The sequence below is a fragment of the Pseudoalteromonas sp. SR41-7 genome, from assembly GCF_014163935.1.
Classification (GTDB): Bacteria; Pseudomonadota; Gammaproteobacteria; order Enterobacterales; family Alteromonadaceae; genus Pseudoalteromonas; species Pseudoalteromonas distincta.
Map to the genome: position 1 here is coordinate 253451 of NZ_JACJEF010000006.1, position 25569 is coordinate 279019.

The window sequence follows — 25569 nt, forward strand, 5'->3', positions numbered from 1 at the left end:
TATATTCATGTGACTGTTAATTAAATAAATATGTCAATCTTTACAAAAGCATAACGACACTAAAATTAATCTAAATCAATAAAATATTTTATAAGCTTCAAATGCTTTTTAAACTTTGATCTAGAACAGGTTTTCATATTTATTGCTCGGTAATAATAGCGCCAATCAAACAGTAGTTCTTGGAGAACAACATGAAAACTCAAATTAGCATCGCATTATTAACCTCTTTATTAGCACTCTCTCCAGCTGCACACGCTAACTTTAGCGTAAATGTTGGCGCTATTAACGTAAACCCTGATAACAGTAGCTCAGCGATTAATGAAGCACCTACGCTAGGCCTTAAAGGTGATTCAGATACTCAACTAGGTATCACCGTAGATTATGCATTTAACGATCAATGGGTGTTAGAGCTGATAGCAGCAACACCGTTTTCACACGATGTAAATGGCGCAGACGGCTTAGCAGGCAACAAAATTGCAGATATAAAACAACTTCCACCGTCATTGGTTGCACAATACCACTTTTTAGATACAAGCTATGCGCTAAGACCTTTTATAGGCGTAGGCATAAACTACACTACATTTTTTGATGAGCAACCCTCTCAAGCACTTAAAGCAACGCTAGGAACAGACGATGTAGAAGTAAAGTTAGATGATTCGTTTGGCTTTATGGCTCAGGTAGGTGCTAACTATAAAATTGATAAAAACTGGGGTTTACACGCTATGGTATCAATTATGGATATTGATACCGATGCCACTGTTTATGCTAATGGTGCAAAATCGCTTACATCAACTGTTGAGCTTGACCCTGTTGTGGCTATGTTTGGTGTTAGGTACAGCTTTTAAAGCATATATGAAGTAGTACATAGTTACCCAATTACAATGTATGTTAAAAGGCCGAAAGGCCTTTTTTCTCATTTGTAGGGTATTAGCGATTTGGCAGGTTACTTAACTTTTTCTGCTCTAACATTTCTTTCCAGTGCATTACTTCACTTGGCAATATAGGTGTTTGCCCATCAAAACCAGCAACTTCAAGCATTTCTTCAATACTTATAATACCCTTTTTACTTTTAAATACACCGCGTACATAAGCAATAGCATGTAAGCCTCGCTCTGAGTGAAACTTTTGCTCAATATAAAAGTATTTATGATCCCAGCCAACTAACTTAGTACTTATTGTATATCGCTGCATAGGTTTAATATCGCGGATATAAGTAATAGCAGTTGCGTTAACAATCGGAAACCAACGACGCTTCATTATTTGCTTTAGTAAGCCAACACGCTCCGTCATCCACGTGCGAGATAAATCCATCATCGCAAGATAGCGTGAGTTCGTTAAATGTAGATTAATATCACAATCAGTCGGCAAAGCTTTGTAATCAATATCTACTGTATCAAGTAGATTTTGATATTGCTTATTGCGTTTAATTTTGAAAAATAATAATAAAAGTCGAATATATAAGTTCACAGTAAAGGTCTTACCAGTTAAATTTATTCGAGTGTAGCATAGCCCCTTGCGAAGACGAATATTCTACTTTAATCTTAAATCATTATTACAATAAAAAAGATAGCTAATGAAATCAAAACTAAAAATTATCGCTGCACTGGCCCTATTAGTCCCTAGCTACAATGCTTTTGCCGATTTCTCGTTACCAGGTAAAGGCTCAGTAACTTACCCTACCGGTGTAGTTAAAGAATTTAAATTTGGTTTTGAATGGCAGCAAAAAGCTGAGAAATTCACTATTGGATCTAAAAGTTACAATATGGAGCAAATTCCTAGCTCTTACTCTGTCGCCATCACGCTTTCAAAAGATGACAGCCAAGTATGGGTTCAAGAATTTAATAACGGGTTTATTGAGGAGTTTGACTGGCAAATTGGCGAACATACAGTCACTCTAAAAAAGCAGCAGTTTAGCGATCCGGTAAAAGGTGACTATGTTATTGAGCTAAATGGCCGTAGCTATTTTTTCACTCGTAATAACGCCAGTATCGTAATGAACTTTAACGGAGAAGGTATTGAGACGATTGCAATTGATGGGGTAACAAAAAATATGGGCACTAAAAATTAGTCCCCATATTTTAATTTCTTTAAGTCAATTACACTTTTACTGTTTTTCGATTAATCCCGTAATCACGTAACTTATTAGCTACAGCGGTGTGACTTAGGCCCAATCGCTTAGCTAACTGACGCGAGCTTGGGTAAGCGGGGTAAAGTTTACGAAGTAAAGTCGCTTCAAAGCGCTTAACAGCTTGATCTAGTGAGCCCTCAAAATCAGACTCTAAATACCCTAAATCATGGGTAAAAGTTGGTAACTGTAAATGCTCTACGCGAAGCTCGCTATCATCTAGTAACGACACTGCACGGTAAATGGCATTTTCCAGCTGACGAACATTTCCAGGCCACGGATACTCTTGTAAGAAGCTTAAACACTCTTGTGATAAAACAGGAATTGCATGACCATTTTGCTGTGCATATTTTTGAATAAAATGCTCTGCAAGTGGCCCTACATCTGCTTTTCTATCTCTTAGTGGCGCTATTTCTAAAGTAAGCACGTTTATACGGTAGTATAAGTCTTCTCTAAAAACCCCTTCTTGTACCATTGCAGGTAAGTCTTTTTGAGTAGCGGCAACAATACGTACATTTACTTTAACTTCGTTCTCATCGCCTACTTTTCTAAACGTACCATCTTGTAAAAAACGCAGTAACTTAGTTTGTAGTTGAGTCGACATTTCGCCAACTTCATCTAAAAATACAGTTCCACCATCAGCTTGCTCTAATACACCACGCTTTGGCGCTGCGTTTTCTTCGTACCCGGCATAACCAAATAATTCAGACTCAGCAACATCATCAGGAAGTGAAGCACACGATAGCGCAATAAAAGGCTTAACAGAGCGATTAGATGCGTAATGACACGCGCGAGCTAATAACTCTTTACCTGTGCCAGTTTCACCAGTAATCAAAATAGGGGCTTCTAGTTGCGCCATTTTGCGTGCTTCGCGCACAACTCGGCGCATTGCCGTACTAAAGTTATGAATAGTCGCAAAGCTTTCTTGCCCGTAGCGTCTAAATGCACTGACCTGCTGCCCTAAGCGGCTTTGCGATTTAATATTAATAACCGCACCCGCTAAAACATCGCCTTCACTGCCTTGTGGCACGGCAATTGGTAAAATATCTGCAATAAAGTCTTCGCCAGCTACTTCAACCCGAGTCGTTTGGCCTAACACTTCCTTGCCCTCTAACCAACGCGTAAAGTTAAAGCCTTTTAGTAGGTTATTTATGTTAGCACCAATAACTTCTTTTTCACTTAACTGCAGGTCTTTACAGGCAGCATCGTTGCATAAACGTACCCAGCCCTTAGCATCAATAGAAATAACACCATCAGGTAATGCACGTAACAAGGTATTTAATTCGTTATGCTCTCGCTCAGAAGGGAGAAATGCGGTAGTGCGTACATCATGCACACCATCAATCAGACGGATAGAAGGCATGATTTTTTGAAACTGCTCAAATTCTATTTCTGGAAAGCTCACATACATACGGCAATTGACAGAATCGACCTCAATACCTTTTAAATCAACACTGTAGTTAACTAAAATATTAAGGATTTCTTGGGCTATACCGATCCTATCAGCACAGTGAATATCTAGACGCATACATCCTCAAAGCAGAAAAAACTAAATTAGCCGAATAATACGCTAAGTCGCTTTGATAAGGTAGCTTATTGTAAACATTTTTGGACAAGTCTGCGTTTTAATTAGCACATAAGAATAACAACATAAACACGCTACACAGCAGAGCTAGCCTGCTGCGTAGCTAAATTACTTTTAACCTTGAGGGTAAGCAGACCATTCTTCGCCATCAAGTTGTATGTAAGGTCGTTTATTAACATACATCATGATTGTGCCGGCATTTTCAGCAACTTTTGGTGCTTTTGGCAAGTTTTCAACTAAATTGGCAATGCTGTTATTACCCCCAAAAACATTTGTCTCAAGTGTTTTTGCAACAATTTCAGATAAGGCAAAGTAACTAGTCGATTCGTTAATCATAATTTGCGAATAACTTTTAACGTCTGGGCCAATAAATTTTATAGCGGCTGGTACAGATACAATAGTAGGGCTTGGTATTTCACGAAGGCCAGCAAACTGTACCTTGTCACCTTTTAATGCTGCACCATGTTCGGGTACTACCATTAACATGACATTACGGCCGCGCTTTTCAAGGTTTTGAATAAAACGATTAATATCAGATAATAAATTAGCGTGCCTGATTGGGTAACTTTCAAGGCTGTTCATGCGTTTTTTATTGGCCAGCTGGTTACCATCGTGAAGGCTTGTTGTGTTGTAATACATTGCACACGGCTCACAATCTTGCGCTTCATTTTTAAGCCAACTATCTAGCACTGCACCGTCAGAATAAATAGGACTGTCGTCAAAACCGTATTGCGCTACTGGAAGCGAATCAATATTAAGTGGTTTATCGTTTAGGCCACCAAAGCGATTAACCAAACCTTTAAAGTCATCGAAGTGGCCATCGTGGTTCATCACAACGCTGCTTTGATACCCTAATTTTTCTAAGTTTTTAAATAGATAACATTGCTCTGGTGCATCACTAAATAAAGCCGTTTGGCTTGTTTGCCCACAACTTGCGCGTAAAAGCCTTATAGCTGCAGGCCCACTGTATGATGTTGCTGAGTTAAAATCTGAAAACACCACATCAAAATCATTAAACATGTCTTCAACACTAACGCCAATAGCGTTCAAATCATCAATCGCCATTGAACAAATATTTAAAACGATGACATCGAACAGTTCGCCATTAACTTGCGAAGGAAAATGGCTAATTAAATGGCTTTGTTGTTGATAAAAGTCTGACAATTTTTGATCAGGCGTTTGGCTTTCGCGAGTAATGACTTGTGCTTGATTAGTAGGCTCATTTCTAATTGTTGTATTTGTAGATTTGGCATTTACTACTGTGCCTGGTTGTTCACCCTCTCCTTGCCATCCAATCAAAAGCAGCCCAACAATTGTAATTGTTGTAAAACGTAACCACTGAGATGTATACCAAAAACACACGGTAATAACGAATAATGCCAATAGCATATCTACACTGATTACACGTGCTAAAAGTTCAAAAAAATAACCAAAGCTGAAATCTTGAACATTACCAGCTTGCTTTGTCAGCCTATTTATTGGCGGCAACCAAGAGTCTTGGTAAAGTATGATAATCGCAAAAATACCACCAAGTACATGTTTTAACTTTTCAAAAGTCGATTTATTAAATTTGATTGCTAAAAGTGCTGCAAGGGCAGCATTGGTTAATACATTAAAATCAATTGCGCCGTAATAAAACAAGGCAAATTTAGCTAAGAAATAAAGATTCCACGCTCCTAAACCTGATAATTTCACTGCTCATCCTTCTTTTTTTTATTCGGTGTATAAGGTTCAAGTACTTCGTGTTTAAAAGTAAGCTTGTAATAATATGTTTTTACTCTGGCCAATATTTGAGTTGCCGACATACAAAGCACAATACCGACTATAATTGCCAAAATAACGGTAATAAAAAGCTGATTAATACTCATTGGTTAAGCCTTTAATCTCATTACAAATGACACAGCATCGGGGCGCGCATCATTTGTAAACTCAGGTGTGTCTAACGACTCAGTAATCCCTTTTGACACACCGGGTTCAAACTTATAGCTATCATTCTCTGTTAACTGTTTAGAATAATCAGTAACATGTTTACCGCTATAAAGCCGCCTTAATTGCTTACATTCTTGCTGTATATGAAAATGATCTGAAATAACATTTTGCTGCACAAAAAAGTCACTCGTTTGTAGCTTGAATAAATGCTTAATTGCATTATTTACGTCGTTCTCTCTACACGCATGCAAGTACAAATACACGGTGTTATTTGCAAGGCTAAATACATCCCCTTCACGCTTAATATGAAACAAGTGTAAAGGGTGAATGGGCTCTATGCGGGGTAGTAACTCAAGCTTAACCAACACGCCGCTAACACCCAGATTAACAGCCGAGTCACTATGAACCTCTACTTGGCGCGTAAATTCATCAAAAGGTAAATAGCCTTTAGAAAACGTATTTTCAGTATATTTCAGAACGTGCTCGACAGATGGCGGTAACGGTCTAGAAAATTGAAACCCTTGAATAGATTGAATTTGAGATAATAATCGCGAAGGTTCAGAAAAGCTATACAAAATAAGGTTAACGCCTAAAGTTAAAAATAAACATTCATCTTGATGGCGAATAACGCCATCAACATTTTGTACTACCAATTTCAACCAACGACCGCAGCTTTTTCTGAGTTCAAAGCACTGTTTACCAAGCAGTACTAAATCTGTGTAACGCGTAACAGCAAACACCAATGTTGCCGCTTTTAATTTGGGGCCTTTGTCAAACAGCTCATTATTGTCTTTTGCGGTATAATAATGCGTAGGCAATTTTGTACCGATTGGTACCGCGCTTTGCACTAACCAAACATCGTCCTCATCTGGAAAATGCGAGCCATTGAATACTTTTAGATCGTTTACAGTTCCCTCTTGTACCAAAAACTGATTATCTTCAAGCGAAAGTTGAAACTGCATATCAGCAAATACACCCGTAGTGTGATGCCAATAATCGTACTCTAAAACGCGGGTAGCGGAATCATTATCTACAAAAATTAATCCATCAAAAGATTTATTAAGCTGCCTTATTAAAAATCGATAGTGTGTTACTTCTGGACCAGATAACAAAAATAATAAGGTAACCCCTGTTTTTTTTGCAAACTCACTGTAATCGTTCATTATTGCTTTTGTGCTAGCTTCGGTTGCTGCACTAAGTAGCTCTGTATTGAAGTGAATAAACACTAGCGCATTTTTTAATTTTTTATACGCGCCTATCTCTTTAATTATACCTTTGTTTATTCGCTCTATTGAGTAATGCTGTGTCTCAGATGAGAGAGAAAATGGATGAACTTTACTACGTTTGTACGCAGTATTAATTGCTGCAGAAAATGACGACTCAAAAAAAGATTCAACGTCTTGAGAAACAATGTAAATATCGTTTGCGCAATTTTGGTTAATTGCATGTAAAGCAAATTCAACTACAAAATTGTCTAAAGGCGCTAAAACAGCATAACTTGAAGCCGATTTTAACTCTTTTGCAGCCGGCTCTAAACCCGTTATGTTAAAGTTATGCACTTAAAACGTCCTCAAAAAAATACTTTTTTACTAGTTTTACCCGCTATTCTATATATAATAGCCAAATATTGTCCACTTTTAATAAAAATAAATATTACGCTTACAAAGGTTGTGATGAACAATTTAGCTACAAAAAGCTCACAAATACTCACATCAAGTGACATAGAAAACCTAGCTCGCCGTTTTGGTGGAAAAAGTGACGACTATATAGAAATTATGAATACACAAAAAAATCAAAAAACAATTAACAAGTATGCGCTATTGAAAGAAATTGATGACGCAATAAAAACATCTAAAGAAAAAAAATAAAAAAGGTAAACTCCATTGCAAAGGATTTTTATTAAAGGTATCAAAGGCGGCATAGGTAGCACATCAGTTGTTGCAAACTTAGCGTGCGTTTTGAAAAAATCTGATGTTGATGTGGTTGCAATAGACCTAGATGCTAAAAGTGACCTTGGTTTGCACTTTGGCCTTAAGTGGACAGCCACAAAAGGTTGGAGCAACGAGAGTACTTTTGACGATGCGTTATTGCATTTTCGTAAAGACAGCGATGGCGTTCTTTTTTTACCCCATGGCGATAACGAAGCAACGCTAGATGAAATTATAGCCACAATTAACAATTGCAAAAAACTGGACTATAAAGAATCTGCTTGGATATTATTCGACTGCCCTTCACACATTAATATTTCTCACTACCCGTTAGAAGAAAACGATATTGTTATTGAGCTAGTCACTTGCGATGCAATTTGTCATAGCCTCATATACAAGCGCCTACAAACCCTTAAGTCAGTAGAGTCAAGCTGGAAACACTTTTTTGTCGTTAATCGTTACAACGCAGCCTCAGTGTTAGAATTTGATCTATTTTCTCTTTGGCAATCTACATTGCCATTTATGGCGCCGTTTTTTATCAACAGTGATGAAGTTATTAAAGAGGCCACAGCTAATCGTAATGTAGCCCTTAATTGCGCACCATACAGTGTAGCGAACGATGACTTTGAAACACTGGCCGGTTGGCTTGTAAGCAAGGCGGCGAACTGACGATGAGCTTTACTCTTTTTTACAAAAGGCCCATACACAGTACATTGTATATTCTATTGAGTATATTATTCACTGATAAGCTTGTGCGTTACATTTTATTTAAATTTCATAGTTACTTTAATCAGCACAAAGTAAATGTAATTGAAGCCTTTTTAATGCCCTTCATAACTTTGTTCGGTTCATTATTTGTGAATATTAAAAAGAACAAAGAAAACTTTGAGTTAGCGTTATATAACTATTATCCACATTTAAGATTGCCATACAGAACTTATATCTATTCCAATATTATACGCTTTGTTATTCAGAGCATATTTTTGCTTTTTGCTGTTCATAAACCCAAAAGAAAATCAGTGTCTATAAAAAAGCATGCTGTAAATTATTTTTATGATGGAGTCAGTTACAGCCTAAGGCAACTTCGTTGGTACGACCTTAAATTAGGCCGATTAATAAGGCGCCTTTTTTCCAAAAACAACAAGCCTAAAAAAAGTGCTTTTAAAACAATGGCCGACGCTCGTATTTGGCAGAACAAACTTATTAAATACATCGTTGTTGCACTGATATTATTCTTGCTTGCCATATTTGTTACTATTCCCTTTAGCCTTGAAGCGCAAGCGGTGTTTATTAGCTTTATTTTACTGGTTGCTTACGCGCTCAAACGCGTAAAAGGCCATATGGCCACGATTGTAATGATCACCTTATCTGTCACTACATCTTCTCGATACTTGTGGTGGCGATACACTGAAACACTTAACTGGGATGACCCTTTAGCACTTACATTAGGTGCAGGCTTGTTACTAGCAGAAACATACGCATGGATGGTACTTATTTTAGGTTTTTTTCAAACTATTAACCCACTTGAAAGAAAACCTGTCATGTTGCCAAAAAATACTGACTTATGGCCAACGGTAGATATTTACATTCCTACTTACAACGAGCCTTTAAGTGTTGTAAGGCCGACTACCCTTGCCGCTTTAAGCATAGATTGGCCAGCAGATAAACTAAAAGTCTATATTTTAGATGATGGTAAACGCCCTGAGTTTGCTGAATTTGCTAAACAAGTTGGTGCAGGTTATTTAACAAGACCAGATAATAACCATGCAAAAGCCGGTAACATGAATAGTGCTATGCGCTACACAGATGGTGATTATATTGCCATTTTTGATTGCGACCACGTACCTGCTCGTTCATTTTTGCAAATGACTATGGGACAGTTTTTAAAAGACAGTAAAGTGTGTTTAGTACAAACACCACATCATTTTTTCTCAGCAGATCCATTTGAGAGAAACTTAAATAACCACAGTCAAATTCCAAATGAAAACATGTTGTTTTACGGGCTTATTCAAGACGGAAACGATATGTGGGATGCTACGTTCTTTTGTGGTTCGTGTGCGGTACTCAAAAGAGAAGCGCTTGATGAAATAGGTGGCTTTGCTTTTGAAACCGTCACAGAGGATGCTCATACTGCACTGCGAATGCAACGCGCAGGTTATAAAACTGCCTATATAAATATTCCTCAAGCTGCTGGCCTTGCCACTGACAGTTTATCGGCTCATATTGGCCAGCGAATTCGTTGGGCACGGGGCATGGCGCAAATATTTAGGCTCGATAACCCGCTGTTAGGCAAAGGCTTGAACATACCTCAGCGACTTTGTTACTTAAATGCTATGCTGCATTTTCTATCAGGTATTCCGCGCATTGTATTTTTAACCGCGCCCCTGGCACTTATATACTTTAATGCATACATTATTTACGCGCCATTTTTAGCTATTTTTATCTACGTTGTACCTACACTTATTCAGATAAAAGCAACTAACTCACGAATACAAGGTAAGTATCGCTATTCGTTTTGGGGCGAAGTTTACGAATCTGTGCTTGCTTGGTACATATTAAAGCCAACAACAGTTGCTTTGTTTAATCCAAACAAAGGTAAATTTAACGTTACCGAAAAAGGTGGCTTAAACGATAAAGAGCATTATGACTGGGGTATTTCTAAGCCATATTTGGTTTTACTCGCCATTAATTTAGTAGGTATGTTAATTGGTATTTTACGCCTGTTTTTTGGCGACCCTACGCAAGTTGGTGTACTGCTGATTAGTATGGGGTGGGCGCTTTATAATATTATCATTTTGGGTGCTGCGGTTGCCGTGGCAGCAGAAGCACGCCAAGTGAGGCATTCACACCGTATTAAAGCAAACTTCCCAGCGGGAGTTCGTTTAGCAAATGGCCACACATTAAAAGTAAAAATTACAGATTACTCCGATAACGGCGTAGGAATAGAAACCGACCATGCACATGCTTGTCGTGTAAACGATAAAATAGAATTATTAATGAGCCGCGGTAATAAGCAATTTTCGTTTACTACCCATGTTTGTAATACTCGGGGTAATCAAATTGGCTTAACCATTAAAGATTTATCTCTTGAAAAACAGCGCGCGTTTATACAATGTACATTTTCACGAGCTGATGCGTGGCTTGACTGGCAAAATAACTTTAGACATGACCGCCCATCTTACAGTTTTAAAGAAGTGCAAAAAACAAGCCTCAGAGGGTTTAGTAACTTGCTCTTCCACGCACCAAGAGTGCTTCAACCTATCATTCAGTTTATGACTAATTTAGTTGTATACGTAAACTCATTTACTCCAAAAAGACCAATAGTGCATAATAATTATGATTAAAAAGTTGCTTAATATATCCCTAACATTGTCGCTTATTTGTTGCGCTTATTTTGCGCATGCAATTGAGCCATTACAAAATAAATCAATGTTCATTAATGGATACCCTGAGAGCGCTCAGGTGTCGAGTTTACGCTTAGATTTTGAAGCGTTAGGCTTTACAGGTTTTAGGCTCAACGGGGTAAATAATAACTCCCGCGTTGACTTTACAAACCGAATAGATAAATTGAGCACCAATTTAAAGCTTAACTTTTCGTATACTAACTCGCCTTCATTAATCGCGAATGTTTCGCACTTAAAAGTATACTTTAATGATAATTTAGTCACTGTTTTACCTATTAACGAACAACTTAGTATTGTAAAGAACACAGTGCAGCATAGCCTCGATCTTAACGCTAAATACATTCAAGATTACAACCAAGTCCGCTTTGAATTGGTTGGTTATTACGACCTTAGATGTCAAGACTACTTCAGCCGTACTATTTGGACAGAAATAAATAAATCAAGCAACATAACGCTCGACCAAAAGCAGCTTGCTATCGATAGCCATTTAGAATACCTCCCAGAGCCGTTTTTTGATGAAAAGGATTACAACAAGCTTAACCTTCCATTTGTATTTGCTAAAACACCCAATACCCAAGCTATTGAGGCAGCAGCAACGCTATCGAGTTGGTTTGGAGCCCAAGCTGATTGGCGTGGATTTAATTTTCCCGTAACGTTAAATAAATCGCCTGATCAACACAGTGTGGTTTTTATTACTAATGATTCAAAACCTGATTTTTTGAAAGATTACCCAGATGTTGAAAAACCAACGATTGAAATCATTTCAAACCCATTTAATCGTTATTATAAAATGTTACTGATATTGGGCCGTGATGAAGCTGATTTAAAAACAGCGGTGACTGGCCTTGCATTTGGCCACAAAGTAATGACTGGAAGAAGCGCAAGTATTGAAGCCATAAATCAGTTGCCACTTCGAAAAGCGTATGATGCACCACGCTGGCTTAGAAGCGATCGTCCAGTGCATTTTGACGAGCTTATTGACTACCCTACGCAACTACAGGCGCAAGGTCTTAATAATGGTCCAGTAAAACTAAACATTCGCTTTGCACCTGATCTATTCACGTGGCGTGAAAGAGGAATACCTATTACTCTTCAGTACCGTAGCACGCCAGAATCAGAAGCCATCGACTCTCGTTTAAATATGCTAATAAACCAAGAATTTATAAGTGGTTTTTTACTAGATGAAAACAACGATTTATTACAAACAACACAAGCGTTGTTGCCACTAGTTGCCAATACTGACACCACACAAAGTACAGAAGGCTTTTCTGTCAATGGCATTAATTTAGCTAACAGAAATGAACTTAACTTTGACTTTAGGTTTGGCGTACTCAAAAAAGGCGAATGTGCTGTTGCACCTCCTGGCGGTGAGTTTGGTGTTATTGATGGCGATTCAAGCATTGACGTAAGTGAATTTGATCACTACATCGCATTACCAGATCTGAACGTATTTGCTAATAGTGGCTTTCCTTTTACCAAATATGCTGATTTACAAAAAACACTTGTACTTATTGATGAAAACCCAACACCTAATGCTTTAACCGTTTTATTTAACTTAACGGGGCACTTTGGCGCAATCACCGGCTACCCAACCCACAGAATGAGTGTTGCTCATTTAAATGAGGACGCTGATTTAGATGATAAAGACATACTCGTTATAGCTAAACCTAACAGTATTGCTAATGACTTAGATGAAGATGCACAAACAAATGTTTTGCTTAACAATAATCAGCGCGCAATTAAACAAGCAATTTATAATGGTGCATACGACGAACAAACGACCGATAAAGTAGAGGTTAGTATTAAAAGTAGTGGCGATATGGCAGTTATAACAGGGTTTCAATCACCGTTTGACTCAGACCGCTCTATTGTCTCGTTGAGTGCTACGACGCAAAATGCATTTTCTATACTTGACGATGTTCTAATGAACTCAGAAAAATTAGCTCAAGTAAAAGGTAGTGCAGCCATTATCAACTCACAGGGTATTAAAACCATTCAAGTAGATGAGCAATACTTTGTAGGCCATATCCCAGTCCATACATTAGTGTGGTTTCACTTATCTGATCATCCATTTATTTTGGCATTACTGTCTATTTTAACGCTATTGCTGATCTCATTTATCTTATGGCGATTATTACAAGCACTAACTTACAAGCGTTTAGCTGAAGGAGACGAATAATGAAATCACTCGTTAATATGTTTTTTACTGTGATGGCACTATTTGCTTTCAATGCCAACGCACAAGTTGAACAGTGCGAACCTTGGCAGTCGTGGCAAGTGTTTAAAAATCATTTTATAAGCCAAGACGGCCGCGTTATTGACTTGGGCAGTGATCAAAGTATCACAACCTCTGAAGGCCAATCATATGCACTATTTTTTGCGCTTATTGCCAACGATAAAGCCGCTTTTGATTCTGTTTTAAATTGGACCCAAGAGCATTTATCAGAGGGCGATTTAAGTACGCGTTTACCAGCATGGAAATGGGGACTAGATAAAAATCGCGTAGGGGGGATTTTAGATTCAAACCCTGCGTCAGATTCAGACCTATGGATTGCCTACAGTTTATCGCAAGCGGCAATTTTATGGGATGAACGCCGCTATAGTATTTTAGCCGCAGTGCTTGCTCAACGTATAATCAGAGAAGAAACCGCCTACATAACGGGCCTTGGCCTGTCTTTACTCCCCGCACCTGCCGGTTTTGAGTTTGACAATGAGCGCTATAAGCTAAATCCTAGCTACTCGCCGTTATTTATTTACCAGCAATTTAAAAAGCTTTATCCACATTCACCGTGGCATCAACTGCACGAAGGATCAGCTAAGCTAATTTTAGATACCGCACAGCAAGGCGTCAGCCCTGATTGGGTTATGTTTGATTCAAACCGCGGTTTTTACTACGACAGAAAAAATACAGATTTAGGTAGTTATAATGCAATTCGTGTTTACCTTTGGGCAAGTATGATGGCAAAAGATGCACCCTACAAACAAGAGCTTCTTACTCAGTTTGCACCGTTTGTGGACACTATTGAAGAGCGCGGCCATGTTCCTTTAAATACGTACGCTCAATCAGGTAAATCTGAAAAAAGAGGGCCTTTGGGCTTTAACGCTGCCCTGCTGCCTTTGTTAGCAGAGCAAGGTAATGATGAGCTGGTAATGGCCATTCAGCAAAAGCTAATGATTGATAAGTCTTTTACACAAACACGTTATTACGACAGTGTATTGCATTTATTTGGTGAAAGTGCTGTAAACAAGCGCTTTAAAATAACGGCTGATGGAACGCTACTACCTACTTGGAGCACTGAATGTCGTTAAGGTTGGCCTTAGCTTGTACATTGGCACTAAGCACAAATTTAAATGCCGCAACAATAAATGATATTGATACACAATCGGTTGATTGGTTATTAAACCAAATTAGTATTGGTGAAGCACAACAAAACAAAAGACTTGTTGAAGATAGCCTGCAGAAGTTGGTTGCAATTGCCCCTACCCGAATAGAAACGCAATGTGCGCTTGCACATTACGACTTTACGAATGGCAATACAGACCAGGCAAACTTGTTATTAAGTAAGCTTGATAACCAACTAACACAACAAACACCTTGCGTAAAAAAACTCAAGGTTATGTCTCGTATTCAAGGTAAAGACAAGGCAGTAATTCAAGAAGCAAAGCTGCTTGCTCGTGCCGGCAGGTATGAACAAGCACGTCAAATTTACAATAAAATATTTAATGATGTTTATCCTACTTTAAACTTTGAGCTTGAGCATTTAGGCTGGTATGCACAAGACAGCGCTCAATGGCAAGGGGTTAAAAATGGTTACAAACAATTATTAAAACGCTATGACAACCTAGGCACTATAGAAGTTGCTTATGCCAGACATTTACTAAGACGTAACCCACGCGATAAAGCAGCTATGCGTATTTTAAGTAAGTATGGATCGACATCGGGTTTTAGTGATGAAGTTGAAAGTATTTGGCTCTCTGCATTAAAAAATATGCCAATAAACAGTAATACTGACAAGCAATTTCAGCAATACTTTATACTTTACCCGTTTAGTAATAAGGGAGAGTTACAGTATCAAGACTTTAAAAAGCAATTAAAAGCACGCCAAAAATTATTAGCCGACCCTGCTTATCAGCTCTGGTTAAAAGGCAATAATCTACTCGAACAAGAAAAGTTAAAAGCAGCAGAACCTCTTCTGTTAAAAGCCTTAAAAGGCCGCCCTACTGACGGCGAAATCATGAACAGCTTAGGCATACTTTACCTACAACTAGGTGAAAATGGTAAAGCCTATAATTATTTTACACGTGCACAAAAATACACTGCCGACTTTGCAGAGCGAAATACCCTTAAAAGCATGGCTAAAACAGCTAAGTTTTGGCTGTATATTCGCCAAGCAAGAGACGCTATAGATAGCAGTGAATTTAGAGTTGCTAAGCTAAAACTCGATTTAGCCGCCGCATTAGAAGAAGAACCTAATACCGTATTGGCGAATCGTGGCACCTTACAATTTACCCAAGGGCTATATTCACAAGCTGCGCTTACCTACCAAGTGGTGCTTAAAAGCGAGCCTTTAAACGAAGGCGCCCTATTTGGCTTACTTGAAATTGCAAAGCTTGAACAAAGTGAAAAAACGCTCACATCTTTTTTTAATCGACTTTCATTTTCACAAAAAGAAATATTAAGAGCGTCATATTTAAGCTCATTAAGTAGCGTGTATAGAGCTAAGGCAACAAAGCTAACTGAAGCTGGTGAATTAGAAGAGGCTGAAAAAATATTAAAAGAGGCTATTCAAGCAACACCAGAAGAGCCTTGGTTATATTACGACTTAGCGTTTATATATCAACAAAAAGGACTCACCGACAAAGCTCGCTCATTGTTTAATAATGTATTGTGGCAATTTCCGCTAAATTCACAGCTTAGGTATAGCCATGCACTGTTTTTGCGTGCTTTAGACGATTACCAAGGTGCGCTTGCTACGCTTCAGTATATTCCATTTAAATCTCGCGATGCTGACATTGTATCTCTTGAACATCAGTTACAACTTAATGAGTCTTTAGCACAAAGCGAACGTTTTATTAATTCTCAAAATAAAGCGGCTGCTATTTATCACTTAAGTGCGTTAGAAGCACAAAATTTAACGCCACCAATGAAAGCTGAGCTAGCACGAAGCTGGTTTAGCATAGAAGAACAAAACCACGCTTTAAAACTCATGCGTGACGCATTAGCTGAAGACCCCTCATTATCAGCCTATTGGCATATGTTGTATGGAGAATGGCTTTTAGCACAGGGTAATAAAGCTCAGACTACGGATTGGTTTAATCGTTATCGGCTTCCTGAAAATGCCTCTGAGAGTGAAATAGATCAGTTTGTGCAATTACAAAATGCCTATTATTCTGAGTATTTTAGTGGCAGTGATCTTATTGCGAAGCTAAATCAGCTTGATCAAAAATACCCAAGTTCATCAGCAACAACAACTGCGCTAATAAATGCAAACTTAGCACTTGATCAAAACCAATCTGCGATTATTTTATACGAACAAAAAGTAAAAAATAATCAGCTAATTGAACCTCAAGCTTTAATGGCAATATCCAAAGCCTACAGAGCGCTTGGTGATGATTTCCAATCGAAAGAAGTCACACAACTCGCGATTGAACAAAGTACAACGCAAGAAAGTTATTTTCAGCGTCAAATTATGGAGTCGTTAAACGATTTTAACTACGCAGGTGATGCCCTTTACTTAGCTGAACAGCTTATTCAAAAAGCACCTAATGATTTAGAGCTTCGTTATTTAGGCGCGCAAGTTGCCTCTAATTTTAATGAAACAGAGCAAGCACAAACGTGGTACGCACAAACGCTTTCACCTAATCGTCAACTGAATGAGAAAGAACTCTACACATCCCTTTCGCGCATCAACGAAAACGACGAGTGGTATATAAACGGTGCCAAACGAGAACTACTCAGCCAACAAAACAAAAACCAAGCCTACATTGCCGTTGGTGTAAATTTTAGCGGACAAGTAAGTACTGAAAGTGAGGCCACATTGGGCGCTGGTTTAGTCCCTATTGAAGCGTACTTTCCGCTTTGGCAGGGGCAAGGCTTTGTAAAAATAGATCCTACAAGTATTAGCGCGCAAACAACACGATTTGACGAGCAATTTGCTGGCAGTCGATACGGTCAAGGCGCTTTGTGTATATTTACCTGTGGTATTGACGAGGTAAGTCCTGAGCAAGATGGCGTTGATATTGGCATTGGTTGGCAGAACGAAAACTGGCGCGTAGATATTGGCACAACACCACTGGGCTTTTTAATCGAAGACATTGTATGGGGTGTTAACTATTCGGACGACTTTGGTGACTTTGGCTATAGCCTTGAGTTAGAAAAACGACCAGTAACCAGCTCAGTACTCGCCTATGCAGGCCTTGAAGACGTTAATACTGGTAAAATTTGGGGGGGGGTTCGCTCAACTGGTTTAACCGCTAATGTTTCTCATGATTTAGGCGGCAATTGGGGATTTTGGTCTAGTGCTGACTTTACATTGTACAAAGGTCAAAACGTAAAAGATAACCAACGCTACCGCTTGATGGGCGGCACCTATTATCGTGTGATAAACAATCAAGACCGCGAATTTACAGTGGGTGCAAGTTTATTGCATTGGGCCTATAAATTTAATTTAAGTGAAGAAACCTGGGGCCACGGCGGTTATTACAGTCCGCAAAACTATGTAGGTCTATCCGTGCCTCTCACTTATGACGCGCGTTGGGGCGATGATTTTGTTTATCGATTAAAAACCGGTGTTTCGTACTCGCAAACAAAAACTCAATCTATTGATTTCTTCCCTAACGATAGCGATTTGCAAATAGCTGCGTATGATAGAGAATCAATAACAGGTGTTGACCCTGTATTTGAAGGTGAAACAAGTTCTGGTGTTTCATATAATCTTGAAGGTAGTTTTGAGTATAGAATAACGCCGAATTGGTTCTTTGGTGGCTACTTAGCCATCGATCGTTCTGACTTTTACGAACCAAACTTTGGTCAACTTTACATACGTTACTATTTTAACCCTGTTTATGGAACGCTTGAGTTCCCAGGTACCCCTATTGTTCCTTATGCTGAGTTCTAACTTGGCATAAGGTGATACACCGCGCAATACTTCCCCTAGCACTAAGGTATATGTATACTTGTGCTCAATTGTAACTAGGATAAGGGTGTGTCTCTTACCTTCTGGTGTTACTACCATATAGCAAATCATTATCTTAGCTACAAATAATAAACTGATGGTCGAGCATTTTAGTATGACTAAATATTAAGATAGCTAAAGCAAAAAATTATAAGGCCATTACAACAATTCTTAAAGTTAGGAAGTAAATATGAGTTCAGCTCCAGATAGTGGTTGGTTTGGCCACCCTAAAGGACTTTCGACATTGTTCTTCACTGAAATGTGGGAACGAATGAGTTATTACGGTATGCGAGCTATGCTCGTATTATTCATGACAGCAAGCTTACAAGAAGAAGGCCTTGCCTTTACTGTTGCATCAGCTGCTGCAATCTATGGTTTGTACACAGGCGCAGTATACTTTTTAGGCTTACCGGGTGGGTGGCTAGCTGATAGATTGTTTGGTGGTCAAAAAGCAGTTTGGTATGGCGGCATAATTATTATGATTGGCCATATTATTTTGGCTATTCCACATGATTATTCTTTCTTCGTTGGCTTAATATTTGTAGCAACAGGTACTGGTTTACTAAAACCAAATATCAGTGCAATGGTAGGCCAATTATATAGCGATGCTGATGAGCGTCGTGATGGCGGTTACGCTATTTATTACATGGGTATTAACATGGGTTCTTTAATAGGTTACTACGTATGTGGTTACTTTATGGAGAACGTAGGCTGGCACTGGGCATTTGGTGCGGCAGCTGTAGGTATGGCCATTGGTTTAGTACAGTACAAACTCACACTTAATAACTTACCAAAGCACAGTGCTTTACCGGCTAATCCATTAGGCTCTAAAGGTACTTCACGTGCATGGGGCGGTATTGCTGCATTTGTAATTGCAGCTGCTGCAGTTACTACGGCTGCAATGACCGGCGCTATTGTTATTAATCCAACTGTAGTTGCAGGTTACACAGCCATTGTATTTACTATTATCTTTTTTGTTTATTTTGGAGTTATTTACTTTACAGGTAATTTAACAGATGCAGAAAAACAAAGAATGTGGGCACTATTTTTAGTATGTATTGCATCTGCATGTTTTTGGTCTGGCTTTGAACAAGCTGGTTCATCATTAAACTTATTTGCTCGCGACTATACTGACCGTCTTATTGGTACTTTTGAAATCCCTACAACGTGGTTTCAATCTTTAAACTCACTGTTTATTATTGCTTTATCGCCATTTTTTGCAGCGCTTTGGATTAACTTATCTAAAAGCTTAGTATCACCTAGCTACAGCGTTAAATGTGCAATTGGCTTAATTATCATGGCATCAGGCTTTTTAGTTATGTTTATGGCGGCTCATTACGCAGCTGAAGGCTTAAAAGTTGCGCCTTACTGGCTTGTTACTACGTACTTTTTACATACAGTGGGTGAGCTTTGTTTAAGCCCTGTAGCATTAAGTGCTGTAAGTAAGTTATCGCCTAAACGTTACACTGGCCAAATGATGGGTGTGTTTGTATTAACTTACTCAATCGGTAACATCATCGCAGGTTTACTTGCTGGTAATTTCGATCCGAATAATGTTGATGAAATTCCTAACTTATACTTACAAATTGCATTATTTAGCATTGGTGTTGGTGTTGTTTTAGTACTAATGACTTTTAAAGCTAAAGTATGGGAAAAACAAGGTTTAGAAGAGAAAGTCTCTTAATTATTGTTTATTTCAAATGTAGCAATATAACCTAAGACAATTCCTCCATAGCTTCTATGGGGGAATTTTTTATTCAACTTTGCCCTTCCCCCGTTAACTGATATTATATCCTGATTGGTTATTGAATAGACTCAGGGACATCCGTAGATGCAATCGTTAACGATATCACGTGTTATTATATTTATATTTCTTAGCTTTATTCTAACTGCCTGTGGTAGCGGTGATGAAGTGACGGTTAATCCAAACGATCCTGTTGAGCCTGAACCTAGCAAATTAACACTATCAAGCGCTAATGGTTTAGAGGCTACATTAGACGAAGGCAATTTTATATTTAATGCACCTTCCAGCGCTATTTCTAGTGATGTAGAGCTTACCTACGAGAAAACATTATTAGATGAGACGAATATACAACAAAATATAATTTCTGATTTACATGCGCTTACGCCCTCCACGCTTACTCTTGAAAAACCTATTACCATCACAATAAAAATCCCTGATGACTATGCATTAGGCGGACAACTGTTTATCGCAAAACTATCAGGCGCTAATTGGGATACTGTTACAAATTCAATAGTTTTAGATGGATTTGTTAGCGCTCAAGTAACAACACTGGGCACATATGCAATACAAATGCAGCGCAATGAAGCTTTCGCAAATATCGGCCCAACTTGCGACGCTAATGCAACAGAGCAATCGGTAAGGTTTGTTCACGTTGCAGATTTACATGCTCGCTTTGGCTATGAAGAGCAATATTTCAGCCGGATCAAAGCCTACTACAACCAAGTAGCAAGCCAAACTCCGCACACCTTATTTACAAACGGTGGTGACGACTATGAAAAAGGCACCGTTGCTGAGCAATTATCACAAGGTACCGCGACAGAAGAAGCTATTAAAGCAATGCAGTTTGACCTACGAGTCGTTGGAAATCATGATTATGCTTGGGGCCCTGAAAAATTACTAAGTTATTCCCAAGACGAGAATGCAATCGTACTTGCTAGTAATACTCGTTATGAAGCTGAGCAACTACAAGATTTTGAAGGCGTAGGATTTGCAAAAGTTCAAGTAGGATGTATTACACTTGGTGTGTTTGGCATGACCTCAGTGCCATGGAATGAGCTAGATGAACCTATTCAAGATGATCCGATCCCTGATTTTATTAAACAGTTTAAAATGAGCTGGCAATGGCAACAAATCGCACAAAGCATCGTAAACCAATACAGTGATGATGTAGATTACATGATTATGTTGAGCCATTTAGGTGTAGGCCAAGATACTGATATGGCAACAAACGTACCCGGTATCGACTTAGTACTTGGCGGCCATACACACGGTGGGGAAAGCTACACAACCCTTGATAACGGCGCTATTGTTTTACAACCGGACTTTTACGCTAAAGGTATTACGGACTTAACGCTTAATTTTAATTTAGCTGATAAATCATCCCCAGTTGTTGATTACAAAACGATTGAAACCGATACAATTGATGAACGCGATGAGGCAACAAAACTAGCTATAGATGAGATAATGGGGCGTTATGCTCCCGATGCAGAAACTGAAATCGCTATTTCTGAAAACTATCCAACTGATGCGCAGCTAGCCGAAATAACCGCCTTAGCCGCAAAACATTCAAGCACAATTAGCGCAGCATTACTTAATCCTGAACTAGTACAAAAGCGCTGGACACCCGGCACACTTACTCAAGAAGACTTCCATAAAGCTTTTTACGTAGAAAGACAGCCATCAAATACACCCGGTTTTAACGCAATATATAAAGTAACAGTAACAGGTACAGACTTAACATCTATGTATGCAAGCCAACCTGACTGGTTTTTACTCACACCCGAAAACATTCAAGCAACCAGCAATTATGATGTCGCTTTATTTAAAGGCGCAGCGCTTAACCCTGAATTATTTTTTAATGGTGTCACATTTTCAAACGTAGAACCCATTGCCGAAGCATGGTGGTTACTAGATCAGTACGCCCGATTTAGAACAAGCCAGTGCTTATACCTAGATACCAACAATCAACTGTTTTCATGTACAAACGAAGAAAACATAACGGTATGGAATTTTGATAATACAGCAAGCCCACTTACAGCAGATTTTGGACCTTCAGTACTCAGTTACTTCGATCCTGAAGAAAAAGACTGGGGCCCAGAAGAAACTCAATATAAAACTACTGCCGAACTGGGCATTAGTGATTTGAGTGATGGGCCGTCAGGTGTAATGGCATTTTCAAGGCATGCACCAACCGAAGGCCTACATATTAACTTAAACACAGCCGCTAACGGCGATTATGCCGCTGATGGCATGGTTTCAGACTACACACTTGTAATGGATTTATACTGGCCAGCAGAAGGCCAAGATATTTACCGTGCGGTTGTTCAAGCGGATACCGTTAACTACTTAACCGACGATGCCGACATATTTATTGACCCAAGTGGTGGTTATGGTAAATCAACCAGCGACAGCGGCTATTTTGGCAATACACAATCCGACTCTTGGCATCGTGTCGCTTTAGTATTTTATACTGCACCTACCAATGGCGTATTTGAAGTGTACATAGATGGCGAACTAGTGGGTGTAAAGGAAGATGGAGAAATAAACAACCGCTGGGCACTCAAAGACGCAGTGCTGCTGTTTAATGATGACAACTTTGAAACCGAGCCAGGCTACTTAAATGCCATGCTTTATGCCGGCCGTGCAATGAGCCGCGACGAAATAAAAAGCTTAGGTAATGCGCAGCAAAAACTCACTTACGAGCAAGCAACACGCGTACTTAATCAAACCATTGAACGCCATTACCAAGCTGCGCCTGAAATAAAACCAAACTTGTGGTTACAACAGCGTAGCAAGTTTTTTGGTGAACGCGCCAAAAATGTAAATAATTAATTACACTTAACCCTATTTCATACCACTTCAAAAAAGAGAGTTTAGCTACTTAAACTCTCTTTTTTATTACTATAATTCATAAACTTAATCAAAAAACCGCCACTGAAACTGTTTACTTTTACAGCGTGAAAATTTTCTACTGTATTGACTCAAAACAACTTGGACACAAGCGTCCTATAAAATTTACACACCACTCAATTACTAAATACCCGGCTGCTCTTCCCCTAAATCTAATTCTGGTTAATTATCTTGCCATTAACACAACAACACATAATCGCAGTGCTTAATTGCGGGAGTAATAATAATGAGTGAAGTAAATAACTATTTGGGTTTAGTCGGTATTGAGTTTACCGAGTACGCAACACCTGATGCTGATTATATGGATAAAGTATTTACTGATTTTGGCTTCTCTAAGCTTAAAAAATTCAAAGGTAAAGACATTGTTTATTACAACCAAAACGATATTCACTTTTTACTGAATAACGAGCGTGAAGGTTTTTCTGCAGAATTTGCTAAAAGCCATGGCCCTGCTATTTGTTCAATGGGTTGGCGTGTTGAGAATGCGCAAAAAGCATTTGAAACAGCTGTAGAACGTGGTGCAAAACCAGCGACCGACTCAACGCATAAAAATATGCCTTACCCTGCGATCTATGGTATTGGCGACAGCCTAATTTACTTTATTGAACAATTTGGCGACAAAGGCACTATTTACGAAAGTGATTTTGAAGACTTAGAAACGCAAAATGTTGTAGAAGATAAAGGCTTTATCCGAATCGATCATTTAACCAATAACGTTTATAAAGGCACCATGGAAAAATGGGCTAACTTTTATAAAGACGTATTTGGTTTTACTGAAGTACGCTACTTTGACATTAAAGGTCAAAAAACAGCGCTTATTTCGTATGCACTTAAGTCCCCTTGTGGCACCTTCTCTATTCCAATAAACGAAGGTAAAGGTAACGATAACAACCAAATTGATGAATACCTTGGTGAGTACAACGGCCCAGGCGTTCAACATTTAGCGTTTTTAACAGATGACTTAGTAAGCTCTCTTGATAAGCTTGATAAATCAACAATTGCCACTTTAGATATTATCCCAGAGTACTACGATACTATTTTTGACCGTGTACCTTGGGTTGCTGAAGATAAAGAAAAAATTCGTGAGCATCAGATACTCGTAGATAGCCAAAGTGAAAATTGTTATTTATTACAAATTTTCTCTAAAAACTTATTTGGTCCAATCTTTATAGAAATGATCCAACGCGTTGATGATGGTGGCTTTGGTGAAGGTAACTTCCAAGCATTATTTGAATCAATCGAACGTGACCAAGAGCGTCGCGGCGTTTTATAAAATATTTGAGTAAATTAAAAGCAGCGAACTTCGCTGCTTTTTGTCGTTTTAATATTTAAAAAGTATGGCGCCAAGTACAAGTATGATTAAATAAACTATACCTTGTCGCCATACAGTAAAATCCAAAGGAAATGTAATGAGCCTAATTAACGAAACCCACGATATTAATTTAACCAGCTGGGTAGAATCAGCTAATGTTGATAATTGCGACTTCCCGATTCAAAACTTACCGTTTGCAGAATTTCGTCGTAAAGGGTCTGATGAGGCCTTTCGTGGTGGTGTTGCAATTGGTGACCAAGTAATCGATTTAGCAAAACTAAGTAAATTAAACGTTTTAACAGGTGACGCTAAAACAGCCGCTGATGCAGCAAGTGAAGCAACCTTAAATACATTTATGGGTTTAGGGAAGCAGTATTGGTCAGCTCTTCGTTTAGCGCTTTCAAAAGCACTAAGAGCAGGCTCTGAGCACCAACAAGCGCTTAGCGATACATTGGTTGCACAGTCTGATATAGAGTATTCTTTGCCTTGTCGTATCGGTGATTACACCGACTTTTACACTTCTATTTATCACGCTACAGCTGTGGGTAGTTTATTTCGCCCTGACAACCCATTACTACCTAACTATAAATGGGTACCTATTGGTTATCATGGTCGCTCTTCATCTATTGACGTATCGGGTCAAACATTTCATCGCCCTAAAGGTCAAACCAAAGCGCCAGACGCAGAAGTGCCATCATTCGGTCCTTGTAAACGCCTTGATTACGAACTAGAGCTGGGTATTTACTTAGGTAAAGGCAATGCACTGGGCGATGCAATCGCTATCGAAAATGCTGAAAACCATGTATTTGGCTTTTGTGTATTTAACGATTGGTCAGCACGTGACTTGCAAGCGTGGGAATACCAACCGCTTGGTCCATTTTTAGCTAAGAACTTTGCCTCAACGGTATCGCCTTGGATTGTAACAACCGAAGCATTAGCGCCTTACAGAACAAGCTGGACACGTGATGAAAACGATCCACAGCCTATGGACTATTTAGAATCAAAAGCGAATCGCGACCAAGGTGCTTTTGATATTCAAATGGATGTTAGAATTCAAACGCAAAAAATGCGTAGCGAAGGCCATAACCCAACGCGCGTATCAACATCTAGCTTTAAGCACTCTTACTGGACTGTGGCACAAATGGTTACTCACCACACAGTAAATGGCTGTAACTTTATGCCAGGTGACATGCTAGGTTCGGGCACTCAGTCGGGTCCAACGCACGAAGAAGCAGGTTCATTACTTGAGCTTTCTCGTGGCGGTAAAGAAAAAATCACGCTAAGTAATGGCGAACAACGCAGCTTTTTAGAAGATGGCGATAACGTTATTATGCGTGGCTGGTGTGAAAAAGAAGGTTATGCACGTATAGGTTTTGGCTCTGTAGAGAGTACTGTACTGCCGGCAAAATAATACGCATATTAAAGAGTTTATTAAAAGGGCTGCTTACTAAAAGCAG

17 protein-coding genes are annotated in these 25569 nt (G+C 38.9%); 12 read left to right on the forward strand and 5 right to left on the reverse strand.

Features of this window, described 5'->3' with window-relative positions; translation table 11 throughout:
- Positions 1 to 191: 191 nt before the first annotated feature.
- Positions 192 to 845: an OmpW family protein gene (locus H5092_RS10865; RefSeq protein WP_024596630.1), complete on the forward strand. Its 654-nt coding sequence runs from the start codon at positions 192 to 194 to the stop codon at positions 843 to 845.
- Positions 846 to 927: 82 nt separating this feature from the next.
- On the opposite strand, the gene H5092_RS10870 is transcribed toward H5092_RS10865, so the two are convergent.
- Positions 928 to 1467, reverse strand: coding sequence for a thioesterase family protein (locus H5092_RS10870; RefSeq protein ID WP_024596631.1), 540 nt, complete (start codon positions 1465 to 1467; stop codon positions 928 to 930).
- A gap of 106 nt (positions 1468 to 1573) precedes the next feature.
- On the opposite strand from H5092_RS10870, the gene H5092_RS10875 reads away from it, so the two are divergent.
- Complete coding sequence (locus tag H5092_RS10875; protein ID WP_182733483.1) at positions 1574 to 2068, forward strand: hypothetical protein; 495 nt, start codon at positions 1574 to 1576, stop codon at positions 2066 to 2068.
- A gap of 28 nt (positions 2069 to 2096) precedes the next feature.
- Here the strand turns inward: H5092_RS10875 and tyrR are convergent, their stop codons facing one another.
- The 4 genes from tyrR to bcsE form a co-directional block, all read right to left on the reverse strand.
- Positions 2097 to 3653, reverse strand: coding sequence for a transcriptional regulator TyrR (gene tyrR / locus H5092_RS10880; RefSeq protein ID WP_182720533.1), 1557 nt, complete (start codon positions 3651 to 3653; stop codon positions 2097 to 2099).
- A 171-nt stretch (positions 3654 to 3824) separates the two neighbouring features.
- Complete coding sequence (bcsG, locus tag H5092_RS10885; RefSeq protein ID WP_182712582.1) at positions 3825 to 5405, reverse strand: cellulose biosynthesis protein BcsG; 1581 nt, start codon at positions 5403 to 5405, stop codon at positions 3825 to 3827.
- The gene (locus tag H5092_RS10890; RefSeq protein ID WP_006791404.1) at positions 5402 to 5578 is read right to left on the reverse strand and encodes a hypothetical protein; all 177 of its coding nucleotides are present in this window, start codon (positions 5576 to 5578) and stop codon (positions 5402 to 5404) included. Before H5092_RS10890 ends, bcsG begins: the two co-directional genes overlap by 4 nt.
- Positions 5579 to 5581: 3 nt before the next feature.
- On the reverse strand, positions 5582 to 7198 hold the full coding sequence (gene bcsE, locus H5092_RS10895; protein ID WP_182694360.1) for a cellulose biosynthesis protein BcsE: 1617 nt from the start codon (positions 7196 to 7198) through the stop codon (positions 5582 to 5584).
- A 114-nt stretch (positions 7199 to 7312) separates the two neighbouring features.
- Here bcsE and bcsR point away from each other — a divergent pair, with 114 nt between their 5' ends.
- The 10 genes from bcsR to fahA all read left to right on the forward strand — a co-directional run bounded on the left by bcsR (position 7313) and on the right by fahA (position 25523).
- Positions 7313 to 7507 (forward strand): BcsR/BcsP family cellulose biosynthesis protein, encoded by a 195-nt coding sequence (gene bcsR, locus H5092_RS10900; protein ID WP_058429545.1) that lies wholly within the window; start codon positions 7313 to 7315, stop codon positions 7505 to 7507.
- Positions 7508 to 7522: 15 nt separating this feature from the next.
- Positions 7523 to 8236 carry a cellulose biosynthesis protein BcsQ gene (bcsQ, locus tag H5092_RS10905; protein WP_182693947.1) on the forward strand — a complete coding sequence of 238 codons (714 nt, stop codon included), beginning with the start codon at positions 7523 to 7525 and terminating at the stop codon, positions 8234 to 8236.
- A 2-nt stretch (positions 8237 to 8238) separates the two neighbouring features.
- Positions 8239 to 10911 (forward strand): UDP-forming cellulose synthase catalytic subunit, encoded by a 2673-nt coding sequence (gene bcsA / locus H5092_RS10910; protein WP_182715391.1) that lies wholly within the window; start codon positions 8239 to 8241, stop codon positions 10909 to 10911.
- Positions 10904 to 13150: a cellulose biosynthesis cyclic di-GMP-binding regulatory protein BcsB gene (gene bcsB / locus H5092_RS10915; RefSeq protein ID WP_182733484.1), complete on the forward strand. Its 2247-nt coding sequence runs from the start codon at positions 10904 to 10906 to the stop codon at positions 13148 to 13150. Before bcsA ends, bcsB begins: the two co-directional genes overlap by 8 nt.
- Complete coding sequence (bcsZ, locus tag H5092_RS10920) at positions 13150 to 14280, forward strand: cellulose synthase complex periplasmic endoglucanase BcsZ (RefSeq protein WP_182692900.1); 1131 nt, start codon at positions 13150 to 13152, stop codon at positions 14278 to 14280. The genes bcsB and bcsZ overlap by 1 nt, the downstream gene beginning before the upstream one ends.
- Positions 14271 to 18089, forward strand: a complete 3819-nt coding sequence (locus H5092_RS10925; RefSeq protein ID WP_182733485.1) for a cellulose synthase subunit BcsC-related outer membrane protein — start codon at positions 14271 to 14273, stop codon at positions 18087 to 18089. Before bcsZ ends, H5092_RS10925 begins: the two co-directional genes overlap by 10 nt.
- A gap of 247 nt (positions 18090 to 18336) precedes the next feature.
- Positions 18337 to 19830, forward strand: coding sequence for a peptide MFS transporter (locus tag H5092_RS10930; protein WP_024598453.1), 1494 nt, complete (start codon positions 18337 to 18339; stop codon positions 19828 to 19830).
- A 147-nt stretch (positions 19831 to 19977) separates the two neighbouring features.
- Positions 19978 to 22722 (forward strand): metallophosphoesterase, encoded by a 2745-nt coding sequence (locus tag H5092_RS10935; RefSeq protein WP_182733486.1) that lies wholly within the window; start codon positions 19978 to 19980, stop codon positions 22720 to 22722.
- A gap of 304 nt (positions 22723 to 23026) precedes the next feature.
- Positions 23027 to 24073 carry a 4-hydroxyphenylpyruvate dioxygenase gene (gene hppD / locus H5092_RS10940; protein ID WP_002958202.1) on the forward strand — a complete coding sequence of 349 codons (1047 nt, stop codon included), beginning with the start codon at positions 23027 to 23029 and terminating at the stop codon, positions 24071 to 24073.
- Between the two features lie 136 nt (positions 24074 to 24209).
- The gene (gene fahA / locus H5092_RS10945; protein ID WP_182733487.1) at positions 24210 to 25523 is read left to right on the forward strand and encodes a fumarylacetoacetase; all 1314 of its coding nucleotides are present in this window, start codon (positions 24210 to 24212) and stop codon (positions 25521 to 25523) included.
- Positions 25524 to 25569 lie beyond the last annotated feature (46 nt).

Excerpts from the sequence above, each read along its gene's own strand:
- H5092_RS10890 (WP_006791404.1), bottom strand. The coding sequence starts at position 5,578 with ATGAGTATTAATCAGCTTTTTATTACCGTTATTTTGGCAATTATAGTC.
- H5092_RS10930 (WP_024598453.1), top strand. The coding sequence starts at position 18,337 with ATGAGTTCAGCTCCAGATAGTGGTTGGTTTGGCCACCCTAAAGGACTT.
- hppD (WP_002958202.1), top strand. The coding sequence starts at position 23,027 with ATGAGTGAAGTAAATAACTATTTGGGTTTAGTCGGTATTGAGTTTACC.
- bcsZ (WP_182692900.1), top strand. The coding sequence starts at position 13,150 with ATGAAATCACTCGTTAATATGTTTTTTACTGTGATGGCACTATTTGCT.
- bcsB (WP_182733484.1), top strand. The coding sequence starts at position 10,904 with ATGATTAAAAAGTTGCTTAATATATCCCTAACATTGTCGCTTATTTGT.
- fahA (WP_182733487.1), top strand. The coding sequence starts at position 24,210 with ATGAGCCTAATTAACGAAACCCACGATATTAATTTAACCAGCTGGGTA.
- tyrR (WP_182720533.1), bottom strand. The coding sequence starts at position 3,653 with ATGCGTCTAGATATTCACTGTGCTGATAGGATCGGTATAGCCCAAGAA.
- H5092_RS10935 (WP_182733486.1), top strand. The coding sequence starts at position 19,978 with ATGCAATCGTTAACGATATCACGTGTTATTATATTTATATTTCTTAGC.
- H5092_RS10925 (WP_182733485.1), top strand. The coding sequence starts at position 14,271 with ATGTCGTTAAGGTTGGCCTTAGCTTGTACATTGGCACTAAGCACAAAT.
- H5092_RS10875 (WP_182733483.1), top strand. The coding sequence starts at position 1,574 with ATGAAATCAAAACTAAAAATTATCGCTGCACTGGCCCTATTAGTCCCT.
- H5092_RS10865 (WP_024596630.1), top strand. The coding sequence starts at position 192 with ATGAAAACTCAAATTAGCATCGCATTATTAACCTCTTTATTAGCACTC.
- bcsA (WP_182715391.1), top strand. The coding sequence starts at position 8,239 with ATGAGCTTTACTCTTTTTTACAAAAGGCCCATACACAGTACATTGTAT.
- bcsR (WP_058429545.1), top strand. The coding sequence starts at position 7,313 with ATGAACAATTTAGCTACAAAAAGCTCACAAATACTCACATCAAGTGAC.